The 25,012-nt window shown below is 59.6% G+C and carries 13 protein-coding genes and 1 pseudogene; 6 read left to right on the top strand and 8 right to left on the bottom strand.

Annotated features, from left to right (window positions below):
* The first annotated feature begins 46 nt into the window (after positions 1-46).
* Positions 47-298, top strand: coding sequence for a hypothetical protein (locus BM338_RS05710; RefSeq protein ID WP_090449823.1), 252 nt, complete (start codon positions 47-49; stop codon positions 296-298).
* A gap of 139 nt (positions 299-437) precedes the next feature.
* On the opposite strand, the gene BM338_RS05705 is transcribed toward BM338_RS05710, so the two are convergent.
* Positions 438-3,995, bottom strand: coding sequence for an ATP-binding protein (locus BM338_RS05705; RefSeq protein WP_177229237.1), 3,558 nt, complete (start codon positions 3,993-3,995; stop codon positions 438-440).
* A gap of 133 nt (positions 3,996-4,128) precedes the next feature.
* Between BM338_RS05705 and BM338_RS05700 the strand changes: the two genes are divergently transcribed.
* Positions 4,129-4,773, top strand: a complete 645-nt coding sequence (locus BM338_RS05700) for a response regulator (RefSeq protein WP_090450133.1) — start codon at positions 4,129-4,131, stop codon at positions 4,771-4,773.
* 185 nt (positions 4,774-4,958) lie between these two features.
* Here the strand turns inward: BM338_RS05700 and BM338_RS05695 are convergent, their stop codons facing one another.
* The 4 genes from BM338_RS05695 to BM338_RS05680 all read right to left on the bottom strand — a co-directional run bounded on the left by BM338_RS05695 (position 4,959) and on the right by BM338_RS05680 (position 15,208).
* Positions 4,959-7,640, bottom strand: a complete 2,682-nt coding sequence (locus BM338_RS05695) for an Ig-like domain-containing protein (RefSeq protein ID WP_090449821.1) — start codon at positions 7,638-7,640, stop codon at positions 4,959-4,961.
* A 186-nt stretch (positions 7,641-7,826) separates the two neighbouring features.
* A complete protein-coding gene (locus tag BM338_RS05690; protein WP_143109259.1) occupies positions 7,827-10,289 on the bottom strand; it encodes an Ig-like domain-containing protein in 2,463 nt (820 codons plus the stop codon).
* A 235-nt stretch (positions 10,290-10,524) separates the two neighbouring features.
* Positions 10,525-13,776: an Ig-like domain-containing protein gene (locus tag BM338_RS05685; protein ID WP_090449819.1), complete on the bottom strand. Its 3,252-nt coding sequence runs from the start codon at positions 13,774-13,776 to the stop codon at positions 10,525-10,527.
* A gap of 127 nt (positions 13,777-13,903) precedes the next feature.
* Complete coding sequence (locus tag BM338_RS05680; protein ID WP_177229236.1) at positions 13,904-15,208, bottom strand: TolC family protein; 1,305 nt, start codon at positions 15,206-15,208, stop codon at positions 13,904-13,906.
* Between the two features lie 43 nt (positions 15,209-15,251).
* Here BM338_RS05680 and BM338_RS05675 point away from each other — a divergent pair, with 43 nt between their 5' ends.
* Positions 15,252-15,758 carry a hypothetical protein gene (locus tag BM338_RS05675; protein ID WP_177229235.1) on the top strand — a complete coding sequence of 169 codons (507 nt, stop codon included), beginning with the start codon at positions 15,252-15,254 and terminating at the stop codon, positions 15,756-15,758.
* A gap of 211 nt (positions 15,759-15,969) precedes the next feature.
* Here the strand turns inward: BM338_RS05675 and BM338_RS05670 are convergent, their stop codons facing one another.
* The 3 genes and pseudogenes from BM338_RS05670 to BM338_RS05660 all read right to left on the bottom strand — a co-directional run.
* The gene (locus tag BM338_RS05670) at positions 15,970-17,202 is read right to left on the bottom strand and encodes an HlyD family type I secretion periplasmic adaptor subunit (RefSeq protein ID WP_090449816.1); all 1,233 of its coding nucleotides are present in this window, start codon (positions 17,200-17,202) and stop codon (positions 15,970-15,972) included.
* Positions 17,199-19,421, bottom strand: coding sequence for a type I secretion system permease/ATPase (locus BM338_RS05665; protein WP_218156300.1), 2,223 nt, complete (start codon positions 19,419-19,421; stop codon positions 17,199-17,201). The genes BM338_RS05670 and BM338_RS05665 overlap by 4 nt, the downstream gene beginning before the upstream one ends.
* Before the next feature lie 588 nt (positions 19,422-20,009).
* A pseudogene (locus BM338_RS05660) lies at positions 20,010-20,264 on the bottom strand (transposase); the annotation flags it as partial.
* Between the two features lie 342 nt (positions 20,265-20,606).
* On the opposite strand from BM338_RS05660, the gene BM338_RS05655 reads away from it, so the two are divergent.
* From BM338_RS05655 to BM338_RS05645, 3 genes are all read left to right on the top strand, one after another.
* Positions 20,607-21,182, top strand: a complete 576-nt coding sequence (locus tag BM338_RS05655) for a fimbrial protein (protein ID WP_177229234.1) — start codon at positions 20,607-20,609, stop codon at positions 21,180-21,182.
* A gap of 73 nt (positions 21,183-21,255) precedes the next feature.
* Positions 21,256-22,005 (top strand): fimbria/pilus periplasmic chaperone, encoded by a 750-nt coding sequence (locus BM338_RS05650; protein ID WP_090449814.1) that lies wholly within the window; start codon positions 21,256-21,258, stop codon positions 22,003-22,005.
* Between the two features lie 175 nt (positions 22,006-22,180).
* Complete coding sequence (locus BM338_RS05645; protein ID WP_143109258.1) at positions 22,181-25,000, top strand: fimbria/pilus outer membrane usher protein; 2,820 nt, start codon at positions 22,181-22,183, stop codon at positions 24,998-25,000.
* Positions 25,001-25,012: the final 12 nt, after the last annotated feature.

The following is a 25,012-nucleotide window of genomic DNA, read 5'->3' as shown; positions in this document are numbered from 1 at the left end:
GCGATCTACACACCGGGAAAACGTAGCCTGGGCGTAGGCTTGGTGCATGACCAAGACGCGCCAGGACCTGGAGATGATGCTCGCCGAAATCGATGCGGCGATCCCGACATTACTGGCGAAGTATCCCGACCCTTGCGAGTTCTGGCCCGCCTTCGATCGCATGGCCGAGGATGCGATCGAATGTTCGGGTGTGTCGGACGATGCCGAAGATGAGGACGACCATCGTGCCTGGCTATGCGGGCGACTGGACGAGTTGATGGTGAAGCACCATCTGGTGCCGCCGGAGGATCAGATCTAGGTGTGACCTAAGTAAACCCTTCTCCCTCGATGAGCACGCGAGGAGAAGTCATGGGTAACCCCGGCAGCACTATCGATGATGATTTATGTAAGCCCGAAATCCTCACTTCCTCCCCCTCTCCCGCAGGGAGAAGGCAATGTCACGCATTGGAAGGAGCCACACTAGTATCTGGCGCTTCAAGCTGTCGCACATATCCATCCGCCGCGCGCAGAAAGTCATCGATAGCCTCGGCATATTCCGTCATCCCATCCCGTTCGATGGCATGCATCAGATCTTTGGCATGCTCGGCTAAATCTTCCTCGCCGATGCTATCGACGGCACCGGCGATGCGATGGAGCCGTTCATGCACCGCGGATGCCTCGTCGCTTGTGGCTGCCTTGCGCAATCCTGCTATATCGTCGTGCATGGCTGGAACCAGGCTGTCTACGATCTCCTCCACAAGCGCGATCGAACCGAAGCGCTGCAGCAGCGATTGCCATGCGGTGCCGCTTACCGTGTCGGCATCGTCCACCTTGTGGGCGACGGCGGACTGGCGCGCTTCCTTCGAGGGCAACCAGCGCGCCATCGCTTCTTGCAATTCCACTAGGTTTACCGGCTTGACCAGGAAGTCGTCCATGCCGGATTCGCGGCACAGCTCGGATTCACCGCTTACCGCGCTGGCGGTCAAAGCGATGATCGGCAGACGCGGCATCGAGGCCGTGGCTTCTTCGCGCCGACGCTCACGCGCAAAGCCGTAGCCGTCCATCACCGGCATATGGCAGTCGGTGATCACTAGGTCGTAAGGGGTTGTGCGCAGTGCTTCCAGGGCCGTAGCGCCGTCGGCCACGACATCGCATGCGACATTCAGCTGGCTCATGCGCCACTTCATCAAGGTCTGATTGGTGGGGTGGTCTTCCGCTACCAATACGCGCAGCCCGCTCCAGTCGACCTTAGCTGTCCGGCTATCACCCAAAACGCGATCGTTGCTGGCCGAATGATCAGCCGCCGCACCGGCAATGCATACGGGCAAGTTCAGCGTGACATCGACCCGCGTTCCCTGGTGTGGCGCACTGTTGAGTTGGATATCGCCACCCATCAAGTCGACCAGCCGCTGGCAGATGCTCAAGCCAAGGCCGGTGCCGCCGTATTGTCGCTGCGTAGAGATTTCGGCTTGTGAAAACGGCCGGAACAGGCGTTCCTTCTGCTCGTCCGAAATGCCGACGCCGGTGTCGATCACCGACAGGCGCAGGGATTGATCTGCGTCGTTTTCGTCGAGCACTGTGAGCAGGATCGTCACGCCGCCATGCTCGGTAAACTTGATCGCGTTGCTGAGCAGGTTAAACAGAATCTGGCGCAGACGGATGCCATCGGCAAGATGCGTGGCTGCCACACGCGCGTCAATAGTGTTGGTGATGCGCAGCTGCTTGTCCGCGGCCTGCGCCGACAGCATCTGCTGTACGTTGTCGATTACATCGCGCATATGGATGGGCGTAGCCTCCAGTGTTAGCGCACCCGCCTCGATCTTGGAGAAGTCCAGGATGTCATCGATGATCTGACGCAGCATCTGCGCGGAGTCCTCCATGGTTTTCACGACGCGCTGTTGCTCGCCATCGAGCCCGGTATGCGCGAGCACTTCCAGCATGCCAAGCACACCACTCATCGGCGTGCGGATCTCGTGACTCATGGTGGCAAGGAACTCGGCCTTGGCAGCGGCGGCGCGCTCGGCCTCGGCTTTGGCGGCCACCAGCGCCTCGGATTGCGCGCGCGCTTCCGTTACGTCGATCCAGAAGCCACTCCACAACAGCATGCCTCGATCGGATTGATGCAGTCGCCCGCGCGAACGGATCCAGCGCCATCCTTCGCTGGACTTCACACGGAAATCGATGGCGAGGTTATCGAGTGATATCGACGCGATCTCCAGCGCCTGTTCCAGCAACACTTGGTCATCAGGATGCACCAGTGAGAACAAATAGCGTTCGTCGCGCATCGCTGCGTCGGCCGTCGCGCCGAACATCGAGGGCACATCGCCCGCTATAAATGGAAAGGAAAATGTACCGTCGGGTGTACGGCGCAGCTGATATACCACCGCAGGTAGATTGTCCGTGACTTTGGCCAGTCGCTTCTCGACGCGACGGCGTTCCTCCACCTCGCGTCGCAGGTGCCGGTACCCGATGGCGGCGACCAAGGCCGCCGCCAACAGTGCGAGGCATATAGGCAGCAACCACCGCAGCGCGACGCGCCAGTCGATGCCGCTGCGATACTCCACGCCCATCCAGGCGCCTCGCAACGACGCGCGTTCGCGCTGAGACATCATGCTGCGCATACGATCGAAGACCGCAACGGCTGACGCGTATTGGGGGCGTGCAGCGAAGGTGAATTCGTCATTGATGCTGGCGGGCGCGGCGAGGTGCAGGCTGCCGGTGTAGTGCTCCTGCACCAGCCGGTCGACCACTGCGAGATTGCCGATATACGCGTCGGCCTGCCCGCTGCTGACCAGCGACAGGCCCTCATAAACGTTGTGCGCCAGAACGAATCTTGCGCTGGGCGCCTGGGCTAGTACCAAGGGACCCAATCGGTCGGGGTCGGACAACGCAATGCGACCTTCGCCGAGATCGTGGATGTCCCGCACCGAATAGCTACCCTCACGTGTAACGATGACATCGGCCACGGTCAGGAAGGGTTTGCTGAAAATCCAGCTGTCGCTCGGAGTCGGCGTGCCCAGAGGCATACCTATTACGGCGTCGATTTCGCCCTTGCGTAACTTGTCCTTGATATCCCCCAGGTCTTTCGCTTTTACCAACTCGAACTTCGCGCCAGCATCGCGAAACCGTCGCAGATACTCCGCGGCGAGTCCGGTCGGCTCACCTTTCGGATCCGTAAACGATAAGGGTGGAAAGTTCGTTACGAAGCCAAGCTTGAGGGTGTGCTCGAGCGCGGCCGCTTCGGAAGGCGTCAGCGATGGCTGCTCGCCAGCTGTCCACGGCAGTACGGGAAGCCAGCGCTGCTTGATCGCCTGCGACTGCGCATCGGGCATGGCCGCCATAGCGGCGTCAATGGCTCCGGCTAACGGTTCCTTCGAATTCGGCACGCCATAGTGAAGTTTGGCCAGTGGTATCTCGTTCTGTTGGATCAGCCCCAATCCGTGAATGTCATGCTTACGCAGAAGGGCGTTGATGAGATACGGGTTGCCGAGATAGACATCGGCCCGTCCGCGGGACACCATGCGCAGAGCGTCGAGCGTGTTTTTGGCCTCCAGCGGAATGGCATTAGGGTAGCGCTCGCGCACTCCCTCATTGGTGTAGAAGTCGCGTTCCACGGCTACGCGCAAGCCGGTCAGATGGGCGTTGGCAGTCGGTCGTTCGTCATCAATGCGCGCAGTCAGTGCTGCGGGAGTCTGTATATAGGCCTGAGTGAAGGCCAGGCACTTCGTGCGCTCCGCCGTGATCATCAGATTCATGATGACGTCGATCTCGCCGCGGCAGGCGGCATCCAGCTCCTCGGCAAGGCTATTGTATTTGCGGGCCTCTACACGCAGACCCAGATTCGTAGCGATAGCCACGAGATAGTCGTAACTGAAACCGTCCGGTTTTCCGTTGCGGAATATTTCGAGAGGCGGCGTATCGTCGCTATACAGACCCACCCTGATTACAGGGTTCTCCCGCACCCATTGCGCCTGTTTCGGGCTGAGCGATACGTCCTTGGCCAAGGGGCTGCTCATCGCGATGAGCAGCACGAGGGCGGTAAGAAAATGACGAAAAACAGAGCGACGGGATATACGAATCGGATAGCTGAAATATCCTAAGGCCTTCCAGCCATCGTTCTTTATTCCCTTACATCTTGAGTCACTATTCATGTCTATACGTATCATTCTCGCCGACGATCATCCCGTAGTCCGCATTGGCACGCGGGCTGTCATCGAAGCCAGTGGAGTTGGGGGCATCGTGGCCGAAGCCAGCAATGTGGACGAGTTGCTCGGTCATTTGGGGCGGCATCCGTGCGACGTCCTGGTGACGGATCTATCGATGCCGGGAAGCAAGCATTCCGATGGCTATACGATGATGGAACGAATCCGACGGAGCCATCCGACTCTTCCTATTTTGATGCTCAGCGTCTCCAACAATGTCGGAATACTCCGAATGGTGTCGTCCTTGGGCGTGCTTGGCCTGATTGACAAAGGCTCTTCCATGAACGAGCTGCCTGTCGCCATTCAGACAGTGCACAAGGGCAATACCTACATCAGCACGACGCTTAAACGCCTTGCTGGGGAAGCGGGCGACGCAAACATGTCGGGCGACGGAAAAAAATCGCTTTCGCCCCGTGAAATGGAAGTGCTCAGGCTGATTGCCTCAGGTCTGAAAGTTAAGCAGATCGCTGATCAGCTCAATCGCGGTGTCACAACCATCAGCAAGCAGAAGAGCGACGCCATGCGCAAGCTCGGCATTCGCAACGACGCAGAGCTATTCGATTACTTGAGAAGGCAAGGCTTCTCCAACTGACGTCGGTCTGCATGATGTAAGGACGTTCTGATGGGTGTCGCTGGCGATGGATGGCGCCAGCGTATTGACGGATATGGGTCAGCACACTTCGACGCAGCAAGCGTCCCGGCAGTATCAGCCGGGACAGTTCATGAGGCCCGTTCGCACGGGCTGTCACAGCCGGTGCGAACGGGTTGTCACTCATCTCACATCACGGCATGTGTATGCATCTGCTCATGCGGCAACACCAGGTTGGCGTTGAGCGTGGAGGCACCTTGGGTGAGGACATCCATCCCGTCTGTCACCGCATCTTGTGTCGACATGTCGTTCACCGCAGAAGCTAAGACGTCATGCACGCTCAGCTTGGCGTTATCGCAGTGATGGTCCGCCGTGAACAGCTCGCCCTCACCCGCGCCGAGCACGTCGTTCAACGCCAAGTTGGTGGCATGATCCTGTGCGTCAGCCACGTGACCGATGGTGAGATCGAACGCGGCACTCGTTTCGCCGGTCAGATAGTTTTGCACTGTGTAGTGATGCATGCCGTCGCTCGTGGCCTGGCCGTCCGGAACACGCAGATCCCAGGTGCCCGAGGCATCCGTCAGGTAGCTGCCAAGTTTGGTGCTTCCGTCCCAGATGGTAACCAGGGTGTTAGCGGGCGCGGTGCCGTGCAAAATCAGGTACGACGGGTGATCGATGGTGCCGGGCTCGCCGGTGTAGCCATCCGGTGTCTCATAGCCGGAAATGCCAAGCACTAGTGCAGGCGGCGCATGGTTGTCGATGTTGACCACGAATGGTGCACTGATCTGGCCGTTCGCCTCGATGGTCAGGCTGTTCTGGCCTTCGCCCAACGTAATGGTTTGCTGTGACGACCAGTTGCCATGCTGATCGGCCCAGGTCGTACCGATGAGTTCACCGTTGTCGTAGATCTTCACCATGCTGCCGGCCGTTGCTGTGCCCTGCAACAGCGGATGTGTGCTGTCGGTGATATCACCCGACTCCAGATAACCGGGCTGATGGCCGTAACCGTAGACGGCGCTGATGGCCGGTACCGGCACATGCGTGTCGACGTTGAGTACGAACGGTGCACTGGTCTGGTCACCCACCGAGGCGATCAGACTGTGCATACCATCGCTCAATACGGCGACGGCATTCGGCGTGAACGTCCAGTGCCCCCCAAGGTCGCTCTGGGTTGTGCCAATGATGATGCCGTTGTCATAGATCGTCACCAGGTTGCCGGGCGCGGCCGTGCCCTGCAGCTGCGGATGGTTGTCGTCGGTAGTCGCATCCGAGGACAAGTAGCCCTGTTTGCTGCCGACATCGTCGTAGGCATAGCTGATGACCGGCGCCGGCGCATGGGTGCCGATGTTGAGCGCGAACGGTGCGCTGTTTTGCCCATCCACGTTGGCGATCAAATTATGCGGACCATCACCCAATATCACATCCAGCGTGACCGTCCAGGCACCCTGCTCATCGGCTTTTGCCATACCCACGGCAATACCGTGGTCGTAAATCGTTACCAGGCTGCCGGCTTCCGCCGTGCCATGCAATTGAGGGTGGTTGTTGGCGGTAGTCGCACCCGAGGACAAGTGATCTTGCTGGCCACCAGCATCGCCGTAGGCAAATTCGATGATCGGCGCCTCCGGCACATGGGTGTCGACATTGATCACGTACGGCGCGCTGTTCTGGCCACCCGCGCTGGCGATCAGCTGGTGAGAACCATCGATCAGTGCTGCCTGCGGCACAAACTGCCAATGCCCGTACTGATCGGCCGGCACGGTGCCAATGGGCTGACCGTTGTCGTAGATCGTGACCAGACTGCCGGCTGCTGCCATACCTTCCAATTTCGGATGGCTGTCGTCGGTAGTCGTACCCGGTTGCACATAGCCCGGATTACCCACGTCGTCGTAGACAGAGTCGATGGTCAATGCCGGTACGTCGGTATGATTGGCAACGTTGATCACGAACGATGTGCCGGACGACTGGCCGTTCACCTCGGCGCTCAGATGATGCGTGCCATCGTTCAGCGGCGTGTCCGGCGTGAACGACCATGCGCCCTGCCGGTTGGCCTGCACCGTGCCAATGGGCACGCCATTGTCATAGATCGTGACCAGACTGTAGGTCTCGGCTGTACCCTGAATGGTTGGATTCGTGTCGTCCGTGGTGGAGCCACTGGTGAGGTAGCCCTGTTCGTCGACGTCGTCGAAGACATAAGTGACTTGCGGTGCCGGAACCGACTCGATGTTGAGATCGAACGACGCACTGCTCTGGCCGTCCACCACGGCATGCAGACTATGCGGGCCATTCTCCAATGCCTGCGAAGGCGTGAATGACCAGTTGCCCCACTGGTCAGTTTGTGCCGTGCCGAGCACGGTGTCGCCATCCTTGATCGTTACAAGGCTATTGGCCTTGGCAGTGCCTTCGATAGTCGGGCGATTGTCGTGAACGACCCGGCTGTCGAAATCGTACATATAGCCGACCCGTGTACCGCCGTTTTCAAAGGCGGAGTTGATGACCAGCTGTTCCGGTTGAACGTCTGAGGTGTCGATGCTCAACGGGAAGTCGTAGTGCAGTCGATCGCTGGTGCCGGCGTCATTGGCGGCCGTGACGCTGATGTCGTGACCACCATCAGCCAATGGAGCCGTGGGCACGAATCGCCAATAGCCTTCGAAATCGGCCTGCGCCGTACCGATGGGCGTATCGCCGTCGTAAATGGTGATGAAGCTGTTGGGTGTGGCATAGCCCGAAAACTGCGGGCGCGCATCATCCGAGGAATGATAGGGCTGTACATAGCCCTGATCGTAGCCGGTCTTGTCCTGCGGACCGAGCAGGGTAAGCACGGCCGGAAGCTCGTTACCGGTGATGCTTTCTGTCATGACCTGATTAGTCATCCATGAACTCCATTCTGAAGATTGGAAAAAGTGAAACGATGCAGCCCGTTCGTTGAGGTATCGCCTTCGGGATGAAGATGGGCAACTCACCGACCAGGAGGCCCCGTTCCAGCACGATGTGCCGGAACGGGGCCGAACGCCGGGCGCATTGGCAACAACATCAGTGCGCCCGGCGTCATCGCCTGCTTACATTACGGCGTGCGTATGCGCCTGCTCATGCGGCAACACCAGGTTGGCGTTGAGCGTGGAGACGTCGTGCGTTGGCGCATTCGAGCCATTCACGGCCATGCCTTCCGTAGTGGGTTCCACGTCATGCACGCTCAGCATGGCATTGTCGTGGCCATGATCCGTCGCGAATAAATCGCCTTCGCCGGCAGCAAGCACGTCACTCAACGAATGGCCCTCGGCTTGGCTGGACGCAGACGGAGTGCTTTCGATACGGATGTCAAAATCCGTACTGCTCACCTTGCCGTTGTCTGCCTCGACGCGCAGATGGTGCTCGCCCGGCCCAAGGCTCGGTTCGATCGACCACAAACCTTGTGTGTTGACCGTGGTGGTGCCCAGCACCTTTCCGCTATCCACATCGATCAGCGTCACGACGCTGCCCTTGGGGCCTTCACCGGTGAACCTCGGTGTTGAATCCGTCGTGGATATGCCGTCGTGGTTGTAATAGCCGCCGATGTTGGAGTCGTACACTGTGATGATGTGCGGCTCCGCCGTGGCCACGGCGACATCGAATGGCTTGCTGACCGGGCCATCACCCACCTGTGCGGTGAAATGATGAAAGCCATCGGTCACCGCGGCGTCGTACGCGAACATCCAAGCGCCTGTAGGGCTGGCCTTTGCCGTGCCGATAACGTGACCATCTTCCATGATCGTCACCGTAGCGCCCGGTTCAGCGCCTTTACCAAAGAACGTAAGGCGTGTCTCGTCCGTCTTGTCGGTGTTGTACAGGAATATCTGGTCATCTCCCGCCTGGGCGCCGATAAAGAACGGTGCTTCGGCTGGCGGCGTGGTGTCCACCGTGAAATCCACCGGCGCACTGTTGGTGTGGCTGTCGGATACGGCGACAAGATGATGTGCGCCGTTGCTCAGGTCCACCTTATAGTCCGAGCTGTTGAGCACCCAATGGCCCTTGTCGTCTGCCTGAACCCGGCCAATCTCAACCAGGCCATCCCTGATCGTCACCCAGCTGTTGGGTTCGGCCGAGCCTTCGAGCCTTGGATGCCTGTCGTCCGTTTTTCCATCCGCACCAATCGCTGTTTCCACGCCACCTGTTTCGCCATAGGCGTGGTCGATTACCGGCGCCGCGATCACATGGACGTTGATATCGAACGGCGCGCTGGCGTTACCGTCGGCCGAGACGGCAACGAGGTGATGCGGGCCGTCGCCCAACGAAGCCGCATAGGTGTCGAGCGTCCAATTACCCGCCGAGTCCGCCTGGACTTTGCCTAACTCTATTTCGCCATCCTTGATGGTCACCCAGCTATTGGGAGCGGCGCCATGACCCATCACGCGCGGATGCGTATCGACCGTCGTGCCACCCTGGCCAAGGTTGTAGCCCTGAGCATCGAACACATAATCGATCTGCGGCGTCGGCTGTTGCACAGGCGTCGTAGCGACATTGAAATCGTACACTGCGCTGACGTTGCCGCTGTCCGAAACAGCCGAGAGATGATGCGTGCCATCACCCAGCGCGCTCCGATAATCGTTGTCCGTAAACATCCAGGCGCCGCCCGGGCCGGCCTTGACTTTGCCCAGTATGGTCGTGCCATCCATGATCGTCACCCAACTACTGGGGGCCGCGGTGCCAATCAATAACGGACGCGTATTGTCCGTGGTGCCATGATTAAGATCGTGGTTCGGGCCATCGACAACGTAGGTGATTTCTGGCGCCGGAATCGGCGGTGGCGTCGTATCGATATTGAAATCGTACGCCGCACTGGCGTTGCCGCTGTCCGAAACGGCGGCAAGGTGGTGCGGGCCGTCGCCCAGCGCGCTCCGATAATCGTTGTCCGTAAACATCCAGGTGCCGCCCAGGCCGGCCTTGACCTTGCCCAGTACGGTCGCGCCATCCATGATCGTCACCCAACTACCGGGGGCCGCGTTTCCGATCAATAACGGGCGCGTGTTGCCCGTGGCGCCGTCTTGACCGACATCATGGTTCGGGGCGTCGACGACGTGGGTAATGGTGGGCGCTATGTCTGGCACCTCAACGGGGACATGTGGAATTTCAGTGATATCGAAGGCATTGCTTACGGGGCTGTCCCCAAGCTGGACGGTCAAATGATGTTCGCCAAGCGACAGCGGCGATGGGAGATCGAATTCCCAGAAACCCGTGCCTTCCGTGATCCTGAATCGTCCGATTTCTACACCATCATCCAGGACCTTTACCCACAGATTGCCTGCCATGGCCGCCACCCAGGGCGAGCTCATGTCGATCGTACCGGTCAGCGTTAGATTGGGATCTTCGGTGGTCTGATGGTTGCACACCGAGCCGCCGCCGAATGCGCCTGACTCCCATAAGCCATTGATGGAAAGCGGTGGTTTATCGGCAAGCGGTGCCGCGCTTTCGCCAAACAAATCATGCATTGCGTCCCGCGACAATGGTGCAAAGTTACTTCCCGTCTTCGTCGTTTCCATGTTCATTCCTTGTTGTTGATCACTGAAGTCCTACATACATCGATGAAACGTTCTGGTTGGCGGTCCTTTGGGTGGGGTGAAACTGCTGGGATCTCATTAGCTCGAAAGTCTGTGTAAAGTCGCTGCATCACGCATGTCGAACAACGGATGTCACTGCCAAGGCATGGCTTGCACGGTGTCCCGTAACAGATGCATATGGTTTTGTGCCGGCCATCATGGCCGGCACAAAGCTCGTCTTTGCTTACATCACATGCGTATGCATCTGCTCGTGCGGCAAAACCAGGTTAGCGTTGAGTGCGGCCACATCGTGTGCGGTGACACTCGCGCCATTCGTCGCCGATGCGTTGGCGGCCACGTCGTTCATCGCCACGGCTTCGACGTCGTGAACGCTGAGCTGTGCGTTGTCGTGGTTATGGTCCATCGCGAATAGATCGCTCTCGCCAGTACCAAGCACGTCGTTCAACGACAATGTATCGGCATGATTGGGGATCCAGGAATCAAGATCGACCACCAGCGTGAACACTTGGCTGTAGTTGGAGTCGCTTGCTGCCACAGTGAAGTGGTGCGTGCCGTATTCCAGTTCGGCATTTGGCGTAAACGACCAGCGCCCGCTTCCGTCAACCTCTGCCGTACCTGCGATGCCCGTGTGGGAGCCACCGGCACTGTCCACGAATCGGTCGTAGATCGTCACGACGCTGTTGGGTGCGCCCGTGCCATGCAAGGTGGCATGGGTATCGTCGGTGGTGCCGCCGCTAGCAAGATTGCCTTGTGTGGCGCCGACATCATCATGCGCATAAGCGATCGTCGGTTGTGCAACGGAATGCTCGACCACCAACACAAACGGCGCACTGGCTTTGCCATCGGCCGAAACCACGCTGATGTTGTGCACGCCATCGCCGAGGTCGGGCAGCGTCGTCCCCCAGTGGCCGGCATTGTTCACCTTTGCCGTGCCAATCAGCGCATTGCCGTCGTAAATCGTCACGATGCTGTTGGCTAACCCTGTGCCAGCCATCAGCGGATGGCCATCAGCCGTAGTTGCGCCACTGGTCAGCTCGCCATGGTAGTTCGGAGTACCCAAATGCTCCTGCACCTGGTTGATTTCCGGTGTAGGTGTGACATAGGCCGGCTGGACGATGAACGAGAACTGCGAGCTGCTCTGACCGTCGACGGACACGGTCAGCGTATGCCCACCACTGACCAGCTCGGGCGTGTCGAACATCCAGCGACCGTTGCCGTCCACCTGCGCCGTGCCGATTGGCGTGTTGCGATCGTAGATCGTTACGATGCTGTCGGCCTTCGCCGTACCTTCCAACTTCACGTGCGAGCCGTGTGTGGTGGTCATAGCCCCGATTTCATGCGAGCCATCAGCGTCGTACAGGTGGCCGATCATTGGCGGCGGCGTGACAGGAACTTGCACGATGATCAGGAACTGTGTACTGCTCTGACCGTCGACCTTTGCTATCAACGTATGCCCGCCGTTGCCAAGCGAGGGCGTGTCGAACGTCCAGTGGCCCTGGCCATCTACCGGTGACGTACCGATTGGCGTGTAGCCGTCATAGATCGTCACGGTACTGCCGGCCTTCGCCGTACCTTCCAGTTTCACATGCGAGTCGTGGGTGGTACCCATAGACCCGATTTCATGCGAGCCATCAGCGTCGTACACATGGCCGATGATTGGCGGCGGCGTGACAGGAACTTGCACGATGATCAAGAACTGAGCACTGCTCTGACCATCGACCTCTACTATCAACGTATGCCCGCCGTTGCCGAGCGAGGGCGTGTCGAACACCCAATGACCGTTGCCGTCCACCTGCGCCGTACCGATTGGCGTATGGCCGTCATAGATCGTCACGGTGCTGCCGGCCTTCGCCGTACCTTCCAGTTTCACACGCGAGTCGTGAGTGGTACCCATAGACCCGATTTCATGCGAGCTATCGGCGCCGTCGTATACGTGGCCAATCATTGGCGGCTCTTCTACCGACCAATGGGTATCGACAAAGAGGGGAAACCAATCCGATGCACCCGCATCCGACGAAACGAAGAGAAAGTGGATGGTGCTGGGCGTTGTGTCGGCTAGCGGTTCGGTCGGCGTAAACGACCAGTTGCCATCGCCGTCGACTTGGGCCGTACCCAATGATTTACCACCATCCCAAAGTTCAACCAGGCTGTTCGGCTCGCCCGTACCTCGAAGAGTTGGGTACGCACTATGCGCCGTATCCCCTCGGCCGAGTTCTTGTGAGAGATCCGCGTCATCGTAAATATGGGTGATGGCGGGCATTTTTGCCTGTACGCCGTTCGTCACCGAGTCGTCCGTCGCCTCAACGCCGTGCGTGCTGAGCTGTGCGTTGTCGTGGGTGTGATCGGTGGCGAATAGCTCGCCTTCGCCGGTGCCGAGTACGTCGTTCAACGACAGTGATCCCACGTCGCCGTGTGCCGGCGGGTTGGGCACATAATTGATGTCAAACGACTGGCTCACCTCGTTCCCGTCTGCCGAGACAACGGTAATATGGTGTTCGCCCGGCGACAGGTCGGTATCCAGCTTGAGGACCCAGGAACCGTTGCGGTCGACCTGTGCATGGCCCAATTCATGGTCGCCATCCATTAGTGTGACCACACTGCCCGGATGGGCTTTGCCGCCGAATCCTTGGCCCGGATAAGCGATGGTGCCACCGGACTCTTGCCCGTGCTGGTTGGCCGGCGAGCCACCGAGGTTGTCGTAAACAACGACGATCGACAGCGGGATATTGACGGTGAAGTCGACCGGCGCAGTGGCTGTGCCATCGGCAAACATGGCGGACAAGCTATGGTGACCTTCACTCAGCCTCGGATCGATGATCCAGCGACCGTCGGCACCAGCCTGGACTTTGCACACCTCCGTGGCGCCATCCATGATTGTCACCCAACTGCCGGCGACGGCCGTGCCCTGAAGACTCGGATGCAGATAGCCCACCGAGTCGCCGTTGTGCAGCTCATCTCCACGCGGGTTGGTCTCGTAGCTCACCACATGCAATACCAGCTCACCTTGTTCGGTCAGCGCCGGCCCCGGCATCGTCACTGAGGCAGGTTCGACATCGATGGTGTAAGGCGCGCTCGCTGGGCTCCCACCCAGGCCATCGGGATACTTGCTGAATTCGGCGGTGAAATGATGCTCGCCCGTGCTCAATGGGAGACTGGGCTGATATTCCCAGTTACCGAAATGGTCCGCCAAGACTTGGCCCACCACGACACCATTGTCCATGATGGTGATCCAGCGATCGGCGTCATCCCAGCCGATATCGAGGATATCGGCGGTACCGACCAGGCGCGGCAGCACATTGTCGGTCGTCGTCCCGTCGGCAATGTAGCCGGGGCCAAGATCTTCTCCACCATCCGCCCTGACGATGGATACGGGTGTCCCGGGAACAGCGCTAGCTGCGGCTTCGGTGCTGTAAACATCTGACAGGCCGCTGTCGTAAATGGGCTGCGCAGGCAGCTTTGTGGGAGTGTCGCTCATGTTTCAAAAATCCTTATCAAACGGGGAAAGGGCAAATCGGTCAATCGGGTTTTTCATCAGGCAGATCTCCCAAGAACCTGGGAGGTTGTTCATCCCGACAGCATTCATTTGCTGCCGAGCCGTCGAATCAGTGGCGCGCCTGATCTCCCGCCAGCCAATCCACCAGCTTTCCTGCACCGTCATAGGCGCTGAACACCGCCTCGTACGCATCGAATCGATTACTGACTTCACCGACCATGTCGTTGTAGTGATCGGTTTCGGACGTGAGTACGTCGAGCAGGCTGCGCTTGCCCAGCTGGTACCACTGCTCGAACATCGCCTTGCGCACCTGCAAGGTTTCGTTGGAGAGATCGGCATACGCGTCGGCGCGTGCAAACGCATCGACCGCGGTCTGTGCGGCGTCGCGTACCTGGTATTCGTAGTTGCGTTTGAGCACTTCCACCTGCTGGCGATTTGCATCCGCGCGCGCAAGTGCCGCGCGATAGGCCGCGCGGTCCGAGCCGCCGCTAAACAGAGACCAGCTCAGTTGCAGCGACGTGGCCCAGGGTTGCTGCGGTCCCTGTGCATCGCGGAAAGCGGTCTTGTTGACCACCCAGTCCAGCCGCGGCCGTTTGGATGCGCGCTGCGCGTCGGCGCTCAGGTCGGCGGCATCCGCCGTGGCTTTGGCCTGCCGGATGGCGGGATGGTCCTGAAAATGGGCGAGCAGACGGTTCGCGTCAGCCGGTTGGATCGGCCATATCCCATCGGCGGGCAGGGCCACCGAATGGTCGCCGAGCAGAATGCCCATCTTGATTTCCAGCTGCCGCACCTGCGCTGCGCTGGCATCGCGGTTGGCCATGGCCTGCAGTAGCTGCGCTTTTGCCTGCACCCACTCGCTGCGCCGTCCCTGATCCGCGGCTGATATCTGCGCCAGCATGTCGACCAGGGAACGCATGCGTTTCACGTAGGCGTCGCCGATCGCCGTCATGCTGCGATAGCGGCCCAGTTCCAGCAGGGTGTTGGACACATCCAGCGCGGTACTTTCCAGCGTGGCCTGATAACCCTGCTCCGCCGCTTCCGCGAGATGCCGGGTGCTCTGTACAGCCTTGCGCCCGGTGCCCCAGTCAAACACTGGCGTAGTGACATTTACCGACACCGATGCGCCGAGACTTGGATTGCTGGCTGGCGTCGGACCACCGAAAGTCCGGGTAGGCGACTGGCCGCTGAGCTTCACCTGCGGCAGGCGTTGCCCGCGTGCGTTATTCACGTCGTAACGGGTGGCCTCCCATTGCGCCAACGCCTGCGACACATTGGGGCTGCGCTCGGCGGCGACCCGGATCGCGTCGTAAAAACGCTGCCGCAGTTGGGTTTCAGTGATACCGGGTGCGTTACGGCGCGCCGCTTCGTCGACCGGCTGGTCGTCGAGCCATTGCGAGAGCACCGCCGCTGACACGGTCTGCGATGTGGTCGCGGTCGCCGCACTCGCGGGAGACGGAGTGCGTGCAACTGCCTCTTTAGTGATGTTTGTCTCACGCGGTGCCGCTGGTGTCGGCGCGGAAGCCACCGACTCGACATTCGTGGATGGTGTGGGCGGTACCCGGCTCGCTACAGAATGTTGGGGGCTGAGGTCGGCGACAGGAGCGCTCTCTTTCGGTGAGGCTATTGTTGTGCTCACCGAAGCCATGCGCTCGTCCGTTGCGGCGGGCGAACGCGTCGTATCGTTCGGAGTCGCAGAGGTTTGGGTTTTCGTCGCCGTTGGTTGCGAAGGCGACGATGTCGCTGTTACCCGCGATGCGCCGAATCGGACAACGTCGAACTCGTCACGCCAGGAGGCGTACTTCTTTGGCGATGCGTCAGTCGCGGGTTCAGCGGCACTGATCGCGGGCAGCGCAAGACTGAGAAGCGCAAAGGCCACGGCCAGCGGTTGTCGACTGATGACCACGTTGCGGTTTGCCCATGATGTGTCGCGCGAGTTCACGTATCTATTGCTCCTCAAACCCTAGGCGTCCGTCGAACATGCGTTCAATCGACCACCCATCGAGTCTGTTTCGTTGCCTGTTTGTCGTGGTTACGCTCATCCCCTCCCGAATGATCGTTTTCGTAAAAGTCCAACTTGCGCAGCGTTGAATCTCTGCAGTGCAGCTCTCTCCATCTCCTGCGGTCGCGAGGAGGGAGTCAAGAGCTCGCATGGCCAAAATTCGACGCGGGCAGCAGCTATCGCTCGCGGAATGCTTCGCGCGCCTTGAACAGCGGTTTCAGGATGTAGTCCTGAATAGTTTTTTCGCTGGTGCGAATGTCGATGGTCGAGACCATGCCGGGGATAATCGGCAGTTGTTTGCCGCCCGCCGTCAGCGCATTGGCATTGGTGCGTACCACCACCCGGTAATAGGTGGTTTCGTCGCCTGGCTTCTTCTCGTTCTCGAGTGTGTCGGGGCTGACCCGTTCAACCTTGCCTTTCAGCGCGCCGTAGATGCCATAGTCATAGGCGGAGATCTTTATCGTGGCCATCTGGCCCGGATGGACAAAGCCCACGTCGGAAGGTTTGATTTTGCCTTCCACCAGCAACTGCTCGTCGATGGGCGAGATTTCCATAATGGTCTCGCCGGGACGCACCACACCGTCGATTGTCTTGATGCGGATGTTCTTGATGATGCCGCGCACCGGCGCAAGGATTTCGGTGCGATCGACCACATCGGCATTGCCGGCCAGCTTCTCGGTGGTCTGCGCCAGCTCCAGCTGCGCCTGTGACAACTCCGAATTGGCCGTGGCCTTGAAGCGATTACGCTGCTCCACGATCTGCATCTGAAAACTGTTGGCATCGCGGCGCATACGCAGGATCTCGACTTCCGACATCAGGCCTTTACGCATCAGTGGCTCGGACAGTGCGAGCTCCTTCATGGCCAGGTCGTAGCTTTTCTGCAGCGAGACCACGCTCTCATCCAGCGCGCGTCGACGCGCCTCGAAGGTTTGCGTTTCCTCCTTCACCACTTTGGTATCCCGCAACACATCGTCAGGAAAGCTCAGCGCCTGCCCATAGGCTTCGGCTTTCAGGCGCGCCACGGTGGCCTTCAGGCCGATGACCTTTGACTGCACTTCGCGATAGCCGGCATTGGCGCGCGTGGGATCGATCTTGAGCAGCAGCTGCCCTTTCGCCACGGTCTCGCCTTCCCGTACTGGCATCTCTTCGATGATGCCGCCGTCCAGGCTCTGGATCTGCTGTTCGCCACCGGCGGCAATCACTTTGCCTTCGGCGCGTGTGACTTCTTCGACGCGTGCAAAATGCGCCCACGTCATACCGACCACCATTACCGTGGCGATCAGATACAGCACGGCCTTGGCGCCCGGTGTGGATTGGGCGAGCATCGCTTCCTTGATATCGCCGATATAGGCAGCATCGCCCGGATGCATGAGCGTCGTGGTGCCGCGTGGCTTGGCGGGCATCTTCATGCCGCGTCCTCCTGCGCCAGGGCCCGCGCGGTCGGTACCTTTTGGGCGGCGGAAAGCTGCGCCAATACCGTGGCCTTGTCGCCATCGATCGCTACCTTGCCTTCGTCCATCACCAGCACGCGGTCAACCAGTGTCAGCAGCGAGGGACGATGCGTAACAAGCAGCAAGGTCTGCCCATGCATGACGTGTTTGAGTTGTTCGACAAAGCGCGCCTCGGTTTGGGCATCCATACCACTGGCCGGTTCGTCGAGTAGAAGCACTTTCGGACGTGCGATCAGCGCGCGTGCCAGCGCCACCAGTTGCCGCTGACCACCCGACAAACCTTCGCCGGTCTCACCGATGGGTAAATTCACGCCGAGCGGATGACGTGCGGCGATGCTCTCCAGGCCGGTCAGACGGAGCACGTCGAGAAACTCCTGCGCCGTGGCACTCGGCCGGCCGATCAGGATGTTCTGGCGTAAGGTGCCGTAGAACAATCGCGAGTGCTGGCCCACGTAACCCACCGCATGGCGCCAATCTGCCGGGTCGATCTGCGAGGCGTTCAAGCCATCAGCCAGGAGTTGGCCGTCGGTTGGCTCGTATAGACGCGCGATAACCTTGAGCAAAGTCGATTTTCCGCTACCGACCTTGCCCACGATGCCAACGCGCTCGCCCGGCGCGACCGTGAAGCTGATGCTGCTGAGCATCGGCGGGGGTGCCGGTTGCCCCATCGGTACAGGATAGGAAAAGCCGACATCCTGTAGTTGCAATTGGCCGCTGAGCTCGTGGTCGGCGAGATAGTCCTGCTCGGCGTTACGCTCAGTCGGCATCGCCATCAGCTGGTTCATGGACTTCAGCGCCACTTTGGCCTGCTGATAGCGCACCGCCAAGCCAATCACCTGATTCAGCGGCGCAATGGCGCGGCTGGCCAGCATCACTGTGGCGATTAGCGAGCCCTGGGTCAGCTCCTTGGCTTCGATCAGATACACGCCGATCACCACGATCGCTACGGTCTGGATCTGCTGAAAGAAGGTGATGAGACCAGTCGCCAAGCCAGACAGATGCCGCGACTTCATCGAGGTGGCCGCAGCCAATGCGCTGAACCGGTCCCAGCGGCGTTGCATGAAACTCTCGCCACCAACGGCCTTTAACGTCTCCAGACCTTCGATCGATTCGATCAACACGCCTTGCTTGAGCGACGTCTCACGCAAGTTCTCATTCATGATGCGCGCCAGCGGCCACTGCACCACCACGCTGACGATGATCACGATCGGAATCAGCAACAGCGGCACCCATCCGAGCGGTCCACCGACGGCAAAGATCACGCCGACAAACAACAGCACGAACGGCAGATCAGCAATGGCCGACAGCGTTGCCGAGGTGACAAAGTCGCGCACCGAATCGAACTCGCGCAACTGATTGGCGAACGTGCCAGGCGAGCTGGGTTTGTATTCCATTCGAATCGCCAGCGCCTGGCGAAACAGCATGCTACCCATCACCAGATCCGCCTTCTTGCCGGCGATATCCAGTATGTAACTGCGGATAAAACGCGAAAGACCTTCGAAGATCATGGCGGTCGCCACGCCGATCGCCAGCGACCACATCGTCACCACGGCGTAGTTCGGTACCACGCGGTCGTACACGTTCATGGTGAAAAAAATGCTGGCGAGCGACAGCACGTTGACCAGTACCGTCGCCAACGCCGCATTGCCGTAATAGCGGCGATAGCGCCACAGTGTGCTGATTAGCCAATGGCCAGCACGCTCCGGCTCCGGCGCGCCGGCACGGTGATCAACCTTGGCCTTGGGCTTGGCCAGGATCGCGAAGCCGACGTACGTCGCATCCATTTCGTCGGCGTCGATCTCCACCGCGTCATCGCCGAGTTCAGGCAGGACCACGCGATAGCGCACGCCATCGTCCGTCTTACGATGACTCAGCAGCACGCAGCCGCCGTAATCCTTTCGGAGCAAAACCACCGGCCACAAATGCGCGGAGATCTGCGCAACCTTGCGTTCCACCACCGCAGCGGACATACCCGACTGCTCGAGCGCGGCCAGTGCCAGCGATGGCTCCAGCATGCCGCCGACCGGCAGGCCGGCTTTCAGCGCCTGCGCGCTTTTATCGATTTGGTGGTGCTTGCACAGCCACATAAGGCTGGCTAGAAGCGTATCTACGACGGCCGAACGTGCCTGTAGATCAAGGCGCTTCGGTGTCGTGGAATCGGCGGCATTGGAGTTCACTCTTAGACTCTCTAAATAGAATGTGATCGCACTACAAAGGTGTGAGACCCACGAAGAAAGAGTCGATCGCAGGCTGTGACGAAGCCTGACAACAGCGCTATGCAGTGGACATAGAACAACTACGAAAGCGCGCGCCGCCGAGACTGGGCGCCGCCTTGTGTGGATACCGCCTTTAGAGACGGTTCAATTTCGTATGGGATCTACTCTTATTCAAGGGCGCACCCATAACGTCTCTTCACCAGTGGTCCACCGAAGCAACGAACTCAAAAAAGCTCGATTCCCAAGCAGAACATCCCGTAGGAGCGCACCCTGTGCGCGACCAGTTTGCGCAACAGAGTGACTTTACGTCCGCCGCATATAGGGTGAGCTCCCAAAAGGGCGCGTCCTAGTCGTGTTTGTCCTCTTAGAATCCCGACGTCATATAGATTGTCTGGCCGTCCAGATGGCTAGATGATATGACTGCTTTCGCTTGCCATGTTCGTCATGACCAAGCAAGCGGCGGGTGCCAGAAATGTTCGCCGCTATCCCAGGCGCCGTCACACTAATGCCTTCGATACATTGCAATATCCGCCGCAATGCTCAGCGCTTTTTTTCAAGCGCCTCGCGGGCTACTTCATTTTCAAGCATCGATTCGGCCAGCAGCCGCTTCAGGCGTGTGTTCTCCGCCTCCAGCTCGCGCAACCGTTTGTTGTCGGATACTTGTGCGCCGCCGAACTTATTGCGCCATAAGTAGTAGCTGGCCTCTGAGAAGCCATGCCGACGACACAGATCCTTCACTGATAAACCGCCTTCAGCCTCGCGCAGAAAGCCGAGAATCTGCGCTTCTGAGAAACGTTTCCTCACGTCCTGTCTCCTTCATTCCGTGGAAGTGGGGGCGGACTGTAACGCCTGATGCTCGTAAATTTAGAGAACGTGTTGTCTCTAAACGCACTTTAAAAGTTCTTCTATAGGAGCGCGAAATCGCGCCGCCTAGACTGGCGCCGCACTCGAGGAAGGGTGCGTTGTTGGGCGGTGTGAATACGGATTGCCACGGAGTGGCAAGGGGTTTTCAGGTGTGCCCCAAGGGATGGGGCGCCTGCTGGTTCTTCCGGTTCACGCCGTCAACATTTGTTTCTCAACAGCAAGCTCTCCGGTCGATCGACCAGACCTGCCTAGATGGCGGGACTCAATTTAAGGAATGACATTATGAAGAACTTCAAGATTGCCTCCGCCATCGCTCTGGCCATGGGTATTGCCGTTGTCGGTACGGCCAGCGCAGCTTCGAGCGCCGGCGGCACCATCAACTTCAAGGGTGCACTGACCGATACCACCTGCACCATCCAGGGTGGCGAGAACACCGACGAAGGCACCGGCAATTTCACCGTGCAGCTGACACCGACTCCGGCCTCCGACATGACCGCCGCTGGTGATGTGGCTGGCCACACCCCGTTCTCGGTGAAGTTCGGTGCACCTGGCGAAACCACCTGCCAGAACGGCAAGGTCGCCTCCCTGATGTTCGACAGCTTGGATTCGCACATCGACGCCAGCACCGGCGCGCTGAAGAACGTGCTGACCGGCGAAGCTACCAACGCCGAAATTCAGCTGACCATGGACGACAAGACGGCCATCAACCTGTCCGACGCGTCGGCCGTGGTCATGTCGCCGGCGATTGCCAACAACCAGGCGATCATCCGCATGGGTGCGCAGTACTTGGCGGTGAATGCTGCTCCGACCGCCGGTCTGGTCAGCTCGGCCGTGGTCTACAAGGTTACTTACAACTAATCCGTTGTTTGTATGAAAACGTTGGCGGCTGTGCATACGGCCGCCAACACTACGAATTCTCTTGAGGTGATGTATGTCTAACGTATTGCGCTATGCCATGTCGGGCCTGTTGCTCGCGACCGCCATGTTCGTCGGAAGCAGCCAGGCGAGCGTGGTGATCGGCGGCACGCGTGTGGTGTACCCGGCTCAGGAAAGAGAAGTCACGGTGCGTTTGACCAACGAAGGAAAAACGCCGGTGCTGGTGCAATCCTGGCTGGATAGTGGCGACGATAAATCGACGCCCGATACCGCCAAAGTACCGTTTACGATCACGCCGCCGATCAATCGCCTCGATGCAGGCAAGGGTCAGGCATTGCGCATGGTCTACACCAAAGAACCGTTGCCGACCGACAAAGAGTCGCTGTTCTGGCTTAACGTGCTCGAAGTGCCGCCAAAGGCGCAGGCGACCAATGAACGCAATCTGCTGCAGTTCGCCTTCCGCACACGCATCAAGGTGTTCTTTCGTCCAGACGGTCTATCGGGGAACGCGACTGAGGCATCTGACAAACTGACGTGGAAGCTGGTTAGCGGCAAGGATGGCAAGGGTTTTGCGCTGGAAGTGAGCAATCCCACGCCCTACTACGTCAACTTTGCCAGTCTTGGTGTCAAGGTCGGCGAGCGGAGCATTCAGGAGCAGGGGGGTGGCATGGTGGCGCCAGGTGAAAGCGCTACGTTCCCCATCAGCGCATTGGCCACGCGCCCTGGCAGCAACGCGCGCGCTCTTTTTACAGTGATCAACGATTACGGCGCGCTAGGCGAAAAAGAAGCATCGCTCTCACCCTGAGTGCGAGCCTTCCCGAAAGCCTTTTAGTTAGATCAAGTCATTTTATTCAGAAATAAATATGCCGTGCCCGTAGGGCGACGGCAGGGACAGTTGCCGCCATGTGGCAGCGCAGGAGAAGTCTGTGTCTCGAGTGGATTCCAGTAACCGTGCAACATCTTCGGTAGCGAGGAATGGCTTGCGTCTGGCGCTGTTGCCGACCTTGGTATTGGGTGCGTTGGTGCAGCCGGCCTATGCGGCAGTAGTGGATCCGATCGACCCGGCAGCTCCCGTTGATCCAGCAGCTCCCATCGATCCAGCTGCGCTCATCGATCCGGCAGCGCCGTCGCCAGCACTCAGCTTCGATCAAGAGTTCTTTCCAGCCTCGTCCGGGCAGAAGGTTGATCTGTCACGCTTCGAGAAAGATGGCATCACGGCGCCTGGTACTTACCACGGCGATGTCTATGTCAACAAAGGCTGGCGCGCGCGTACCGACATCGTTATGCGCGGCGTGGCGGGCAAGGAATCGGCCCAGCCCTGTTTCGATGCGGCCACGCTCACCAACTGGGGTGTGGACCTGCACAAGGTCGCTACGCACATGCAGCCGGAGCAGGTCCCAAGCCGGCCAGTTCCAGTCACGGGAGAGTTTTGCGGATCCATCAGCGACTATATTCCAGGTGCCTCGGCAGAGTTCGATAGCAACGAGCAGTCGCTCTCGCTTTCCGTGCCGCAGATCTACACGCTGCGCAATGCGCGTGGTTACGTCGATCCATCGCAATGGGACGCCGGCGTCAATGCGGGCGTACTCAACTACAACACCAATTTCTATCGCAGCAACCGGAATGGCCGTGCCCAGACCAGCGCCTATATTGGTATTAATGCCTCGCTAAGCCTTGGGTCATGGCATCTCGTACATCAGGGCTCGGCTTCGTGGACCGAGCATGGCGGTGCCCATTATCAGAGCAACGCCACTTACGCGCAGCACGATATTCCCGAATGGAAGGCGCAGGCCGCGGCCGGCGAAATCTACACGGCGGGCGATATCTTCGACAGCGTGCGCTTGCGCGGAGCGCGCCTTTACGCGGACCAGCGCATGCTGCCTTCATCGGAGCAGGGTTATGCGCCGATCGTCCGTGGTGTGGCGACCAGCAATGCCAGGGTGCAGGTCAAGCAGCGCGGTTATGTGATCTACGAAACAACAGTCGCGCCAGGTCCGTTCGTCATCGATGACTTGTTCCCCACCGGCTACGGTGGCGATCTGGACGTCGAGGTGCAAGAGGCCGATGGACGCATTGAGCGCTTCACCGTGCCGTACTCCGCGGTGCCGCAGCTGCTGCGCCCGGGCCAGAGCACCTGGGAAGTGGACATCGGCAAGATTGCCGAAGCGAATGCGCTCAATGCGCCCTTCATGGCGCAGGCGACATATCGGCGTGGCCTGACCAACAAGATCACCGCCTATGGTGGTGCCAACTTCGCTACGGCTTATCACGCCATCCTGGCCGGTGCCGCGCTCAATACCAATATCGGTGCGTTCTCGGCCGACCTGACCCAGGGACGCAACAAGGTACCGGGCCAGAAGGGTACGACCGGCCTTAGTCTGCGCGTGGCCTACAACAAGAACATCGCGGAAACCGGCACCAATTTTGCGGTGGCAGCGTACCGTTATTCCACCAGTGGTTTCGTTGGCCTCAATGATGCGGTGTCCATGCGTACGGCGGTGGCTCGCGGGCAGAGCGGCAACGTTGTGGCGCGTCCGCGCAGCCGTGTCGACGCCAGCATCTATCAGACGCTGGGTGGTCGTGGCGGCCAGGTGTATTTCTCTGGTTCGGCCAGTAATTACTGGAACCAGAACGGACGTCAGATCAGCTTCTCGGCGGGTTACAGCAATCAATGGAAATCGCTGAGCTACAGCTTCTCCGCACAGCGCACACGCGATACGTCGGCATACTACGTGCCGTCCTCCACTATCGGTCCCATTGACAATATTCCTGGCGCTCCCACGCCGACGGGCAGGCCACTCTTCAACACACGCCGCGATACCACCTTGTGGTTCACGGTGAGCGTGCCGCTGGGCGCGGGCGATCGCGCACCCATGTTCAATGCCATGGCCAGTCACTCGGATATTACGGGCTCCAGCGGCCAGGCGGGTATCAGCGGGTCTCTGGATAAGGACCATCGTTTCAACTACAACGCCTCCCTGTCGCACGCAGGAGGCCAAAGCAATGGCGGCCTCTATGGCCAATACAGCGGTAGCAGTGCCAACCTCTCGGCAGGTTACAGCCAGGGCAGTGGCTACCGTCAGTTCAGTGCGGGTGCCTCCGGCGCTGTGGTGGTCCACGGTGGCGGCCTGACGCTGTCGCCGTCCACGGGCGACACCATCGGCCTGGTTTACGCGCCAGACGCTGCCGGTGCAGGTGTGGGCAGCAGTCTGGGATCGAAGGTGGACTCGCGCGGTTATGCCGTGGTGCCTTACCTATCGCCTTATCAGCTCAACACCGTGTCTCTCGACCCGAAGGGCACGTCCGCGGCAGTGGAGCTGGAAGGCACCACGCAGAACGTGGCACCACGTTCTGGCTCGGTCGTGCTTCTGAAATACAAGACCAAGGCCGGTCGCGCCTTGCTGATCGACAGCAGTCTGGAAGACGGTGCGCCGATTCCGTTCGGTGCCGACGTATTCGACGAAAACGGCAATAGCGTGGGCATTGCCGGCCAGGCCAGCCGCGTATTCGTTCGCGGCCTCGAGAAGTCCGGCACCTTGACCGTGCGTTGGGGCGACGAGCCCAACGACAGCTGCCGCATCCAGGTAGCACTGCCCCCGCAGGCCAAGGGCAAACACATGGATTACGAAAAATTCCAGCTGCCGTGTACGCAGGGCGCGGGGCCGGCCGTATCCGACACCACAAGTAAATCATCCGATGCGCAAGCGGAGGCGGCCGAAAACGCTCGCAAAGGTCGCGCCATCGTCAGTGCCGTCATCGCTTCAGGTCTGGGCCTTTCCGGCGCAGCAGATCAGCTCTAACAGGAGAAAATC

It is taken from the genome of Dyella sp. OK004 (assembly GCF_900114495.1).
In the GTDB taxonomy this organism is placed as follows: Bacteria; Pseudomonadota; Gammaproteobacteria; order Xanthomonadales; family Rhodanobacteraceae; genus Dyella_D.
The sequence above is the reverse complement of the archived record's forward strand: the minus strand, read 5'-3'. Positions and strand labels throughout refer to the sequence as shown.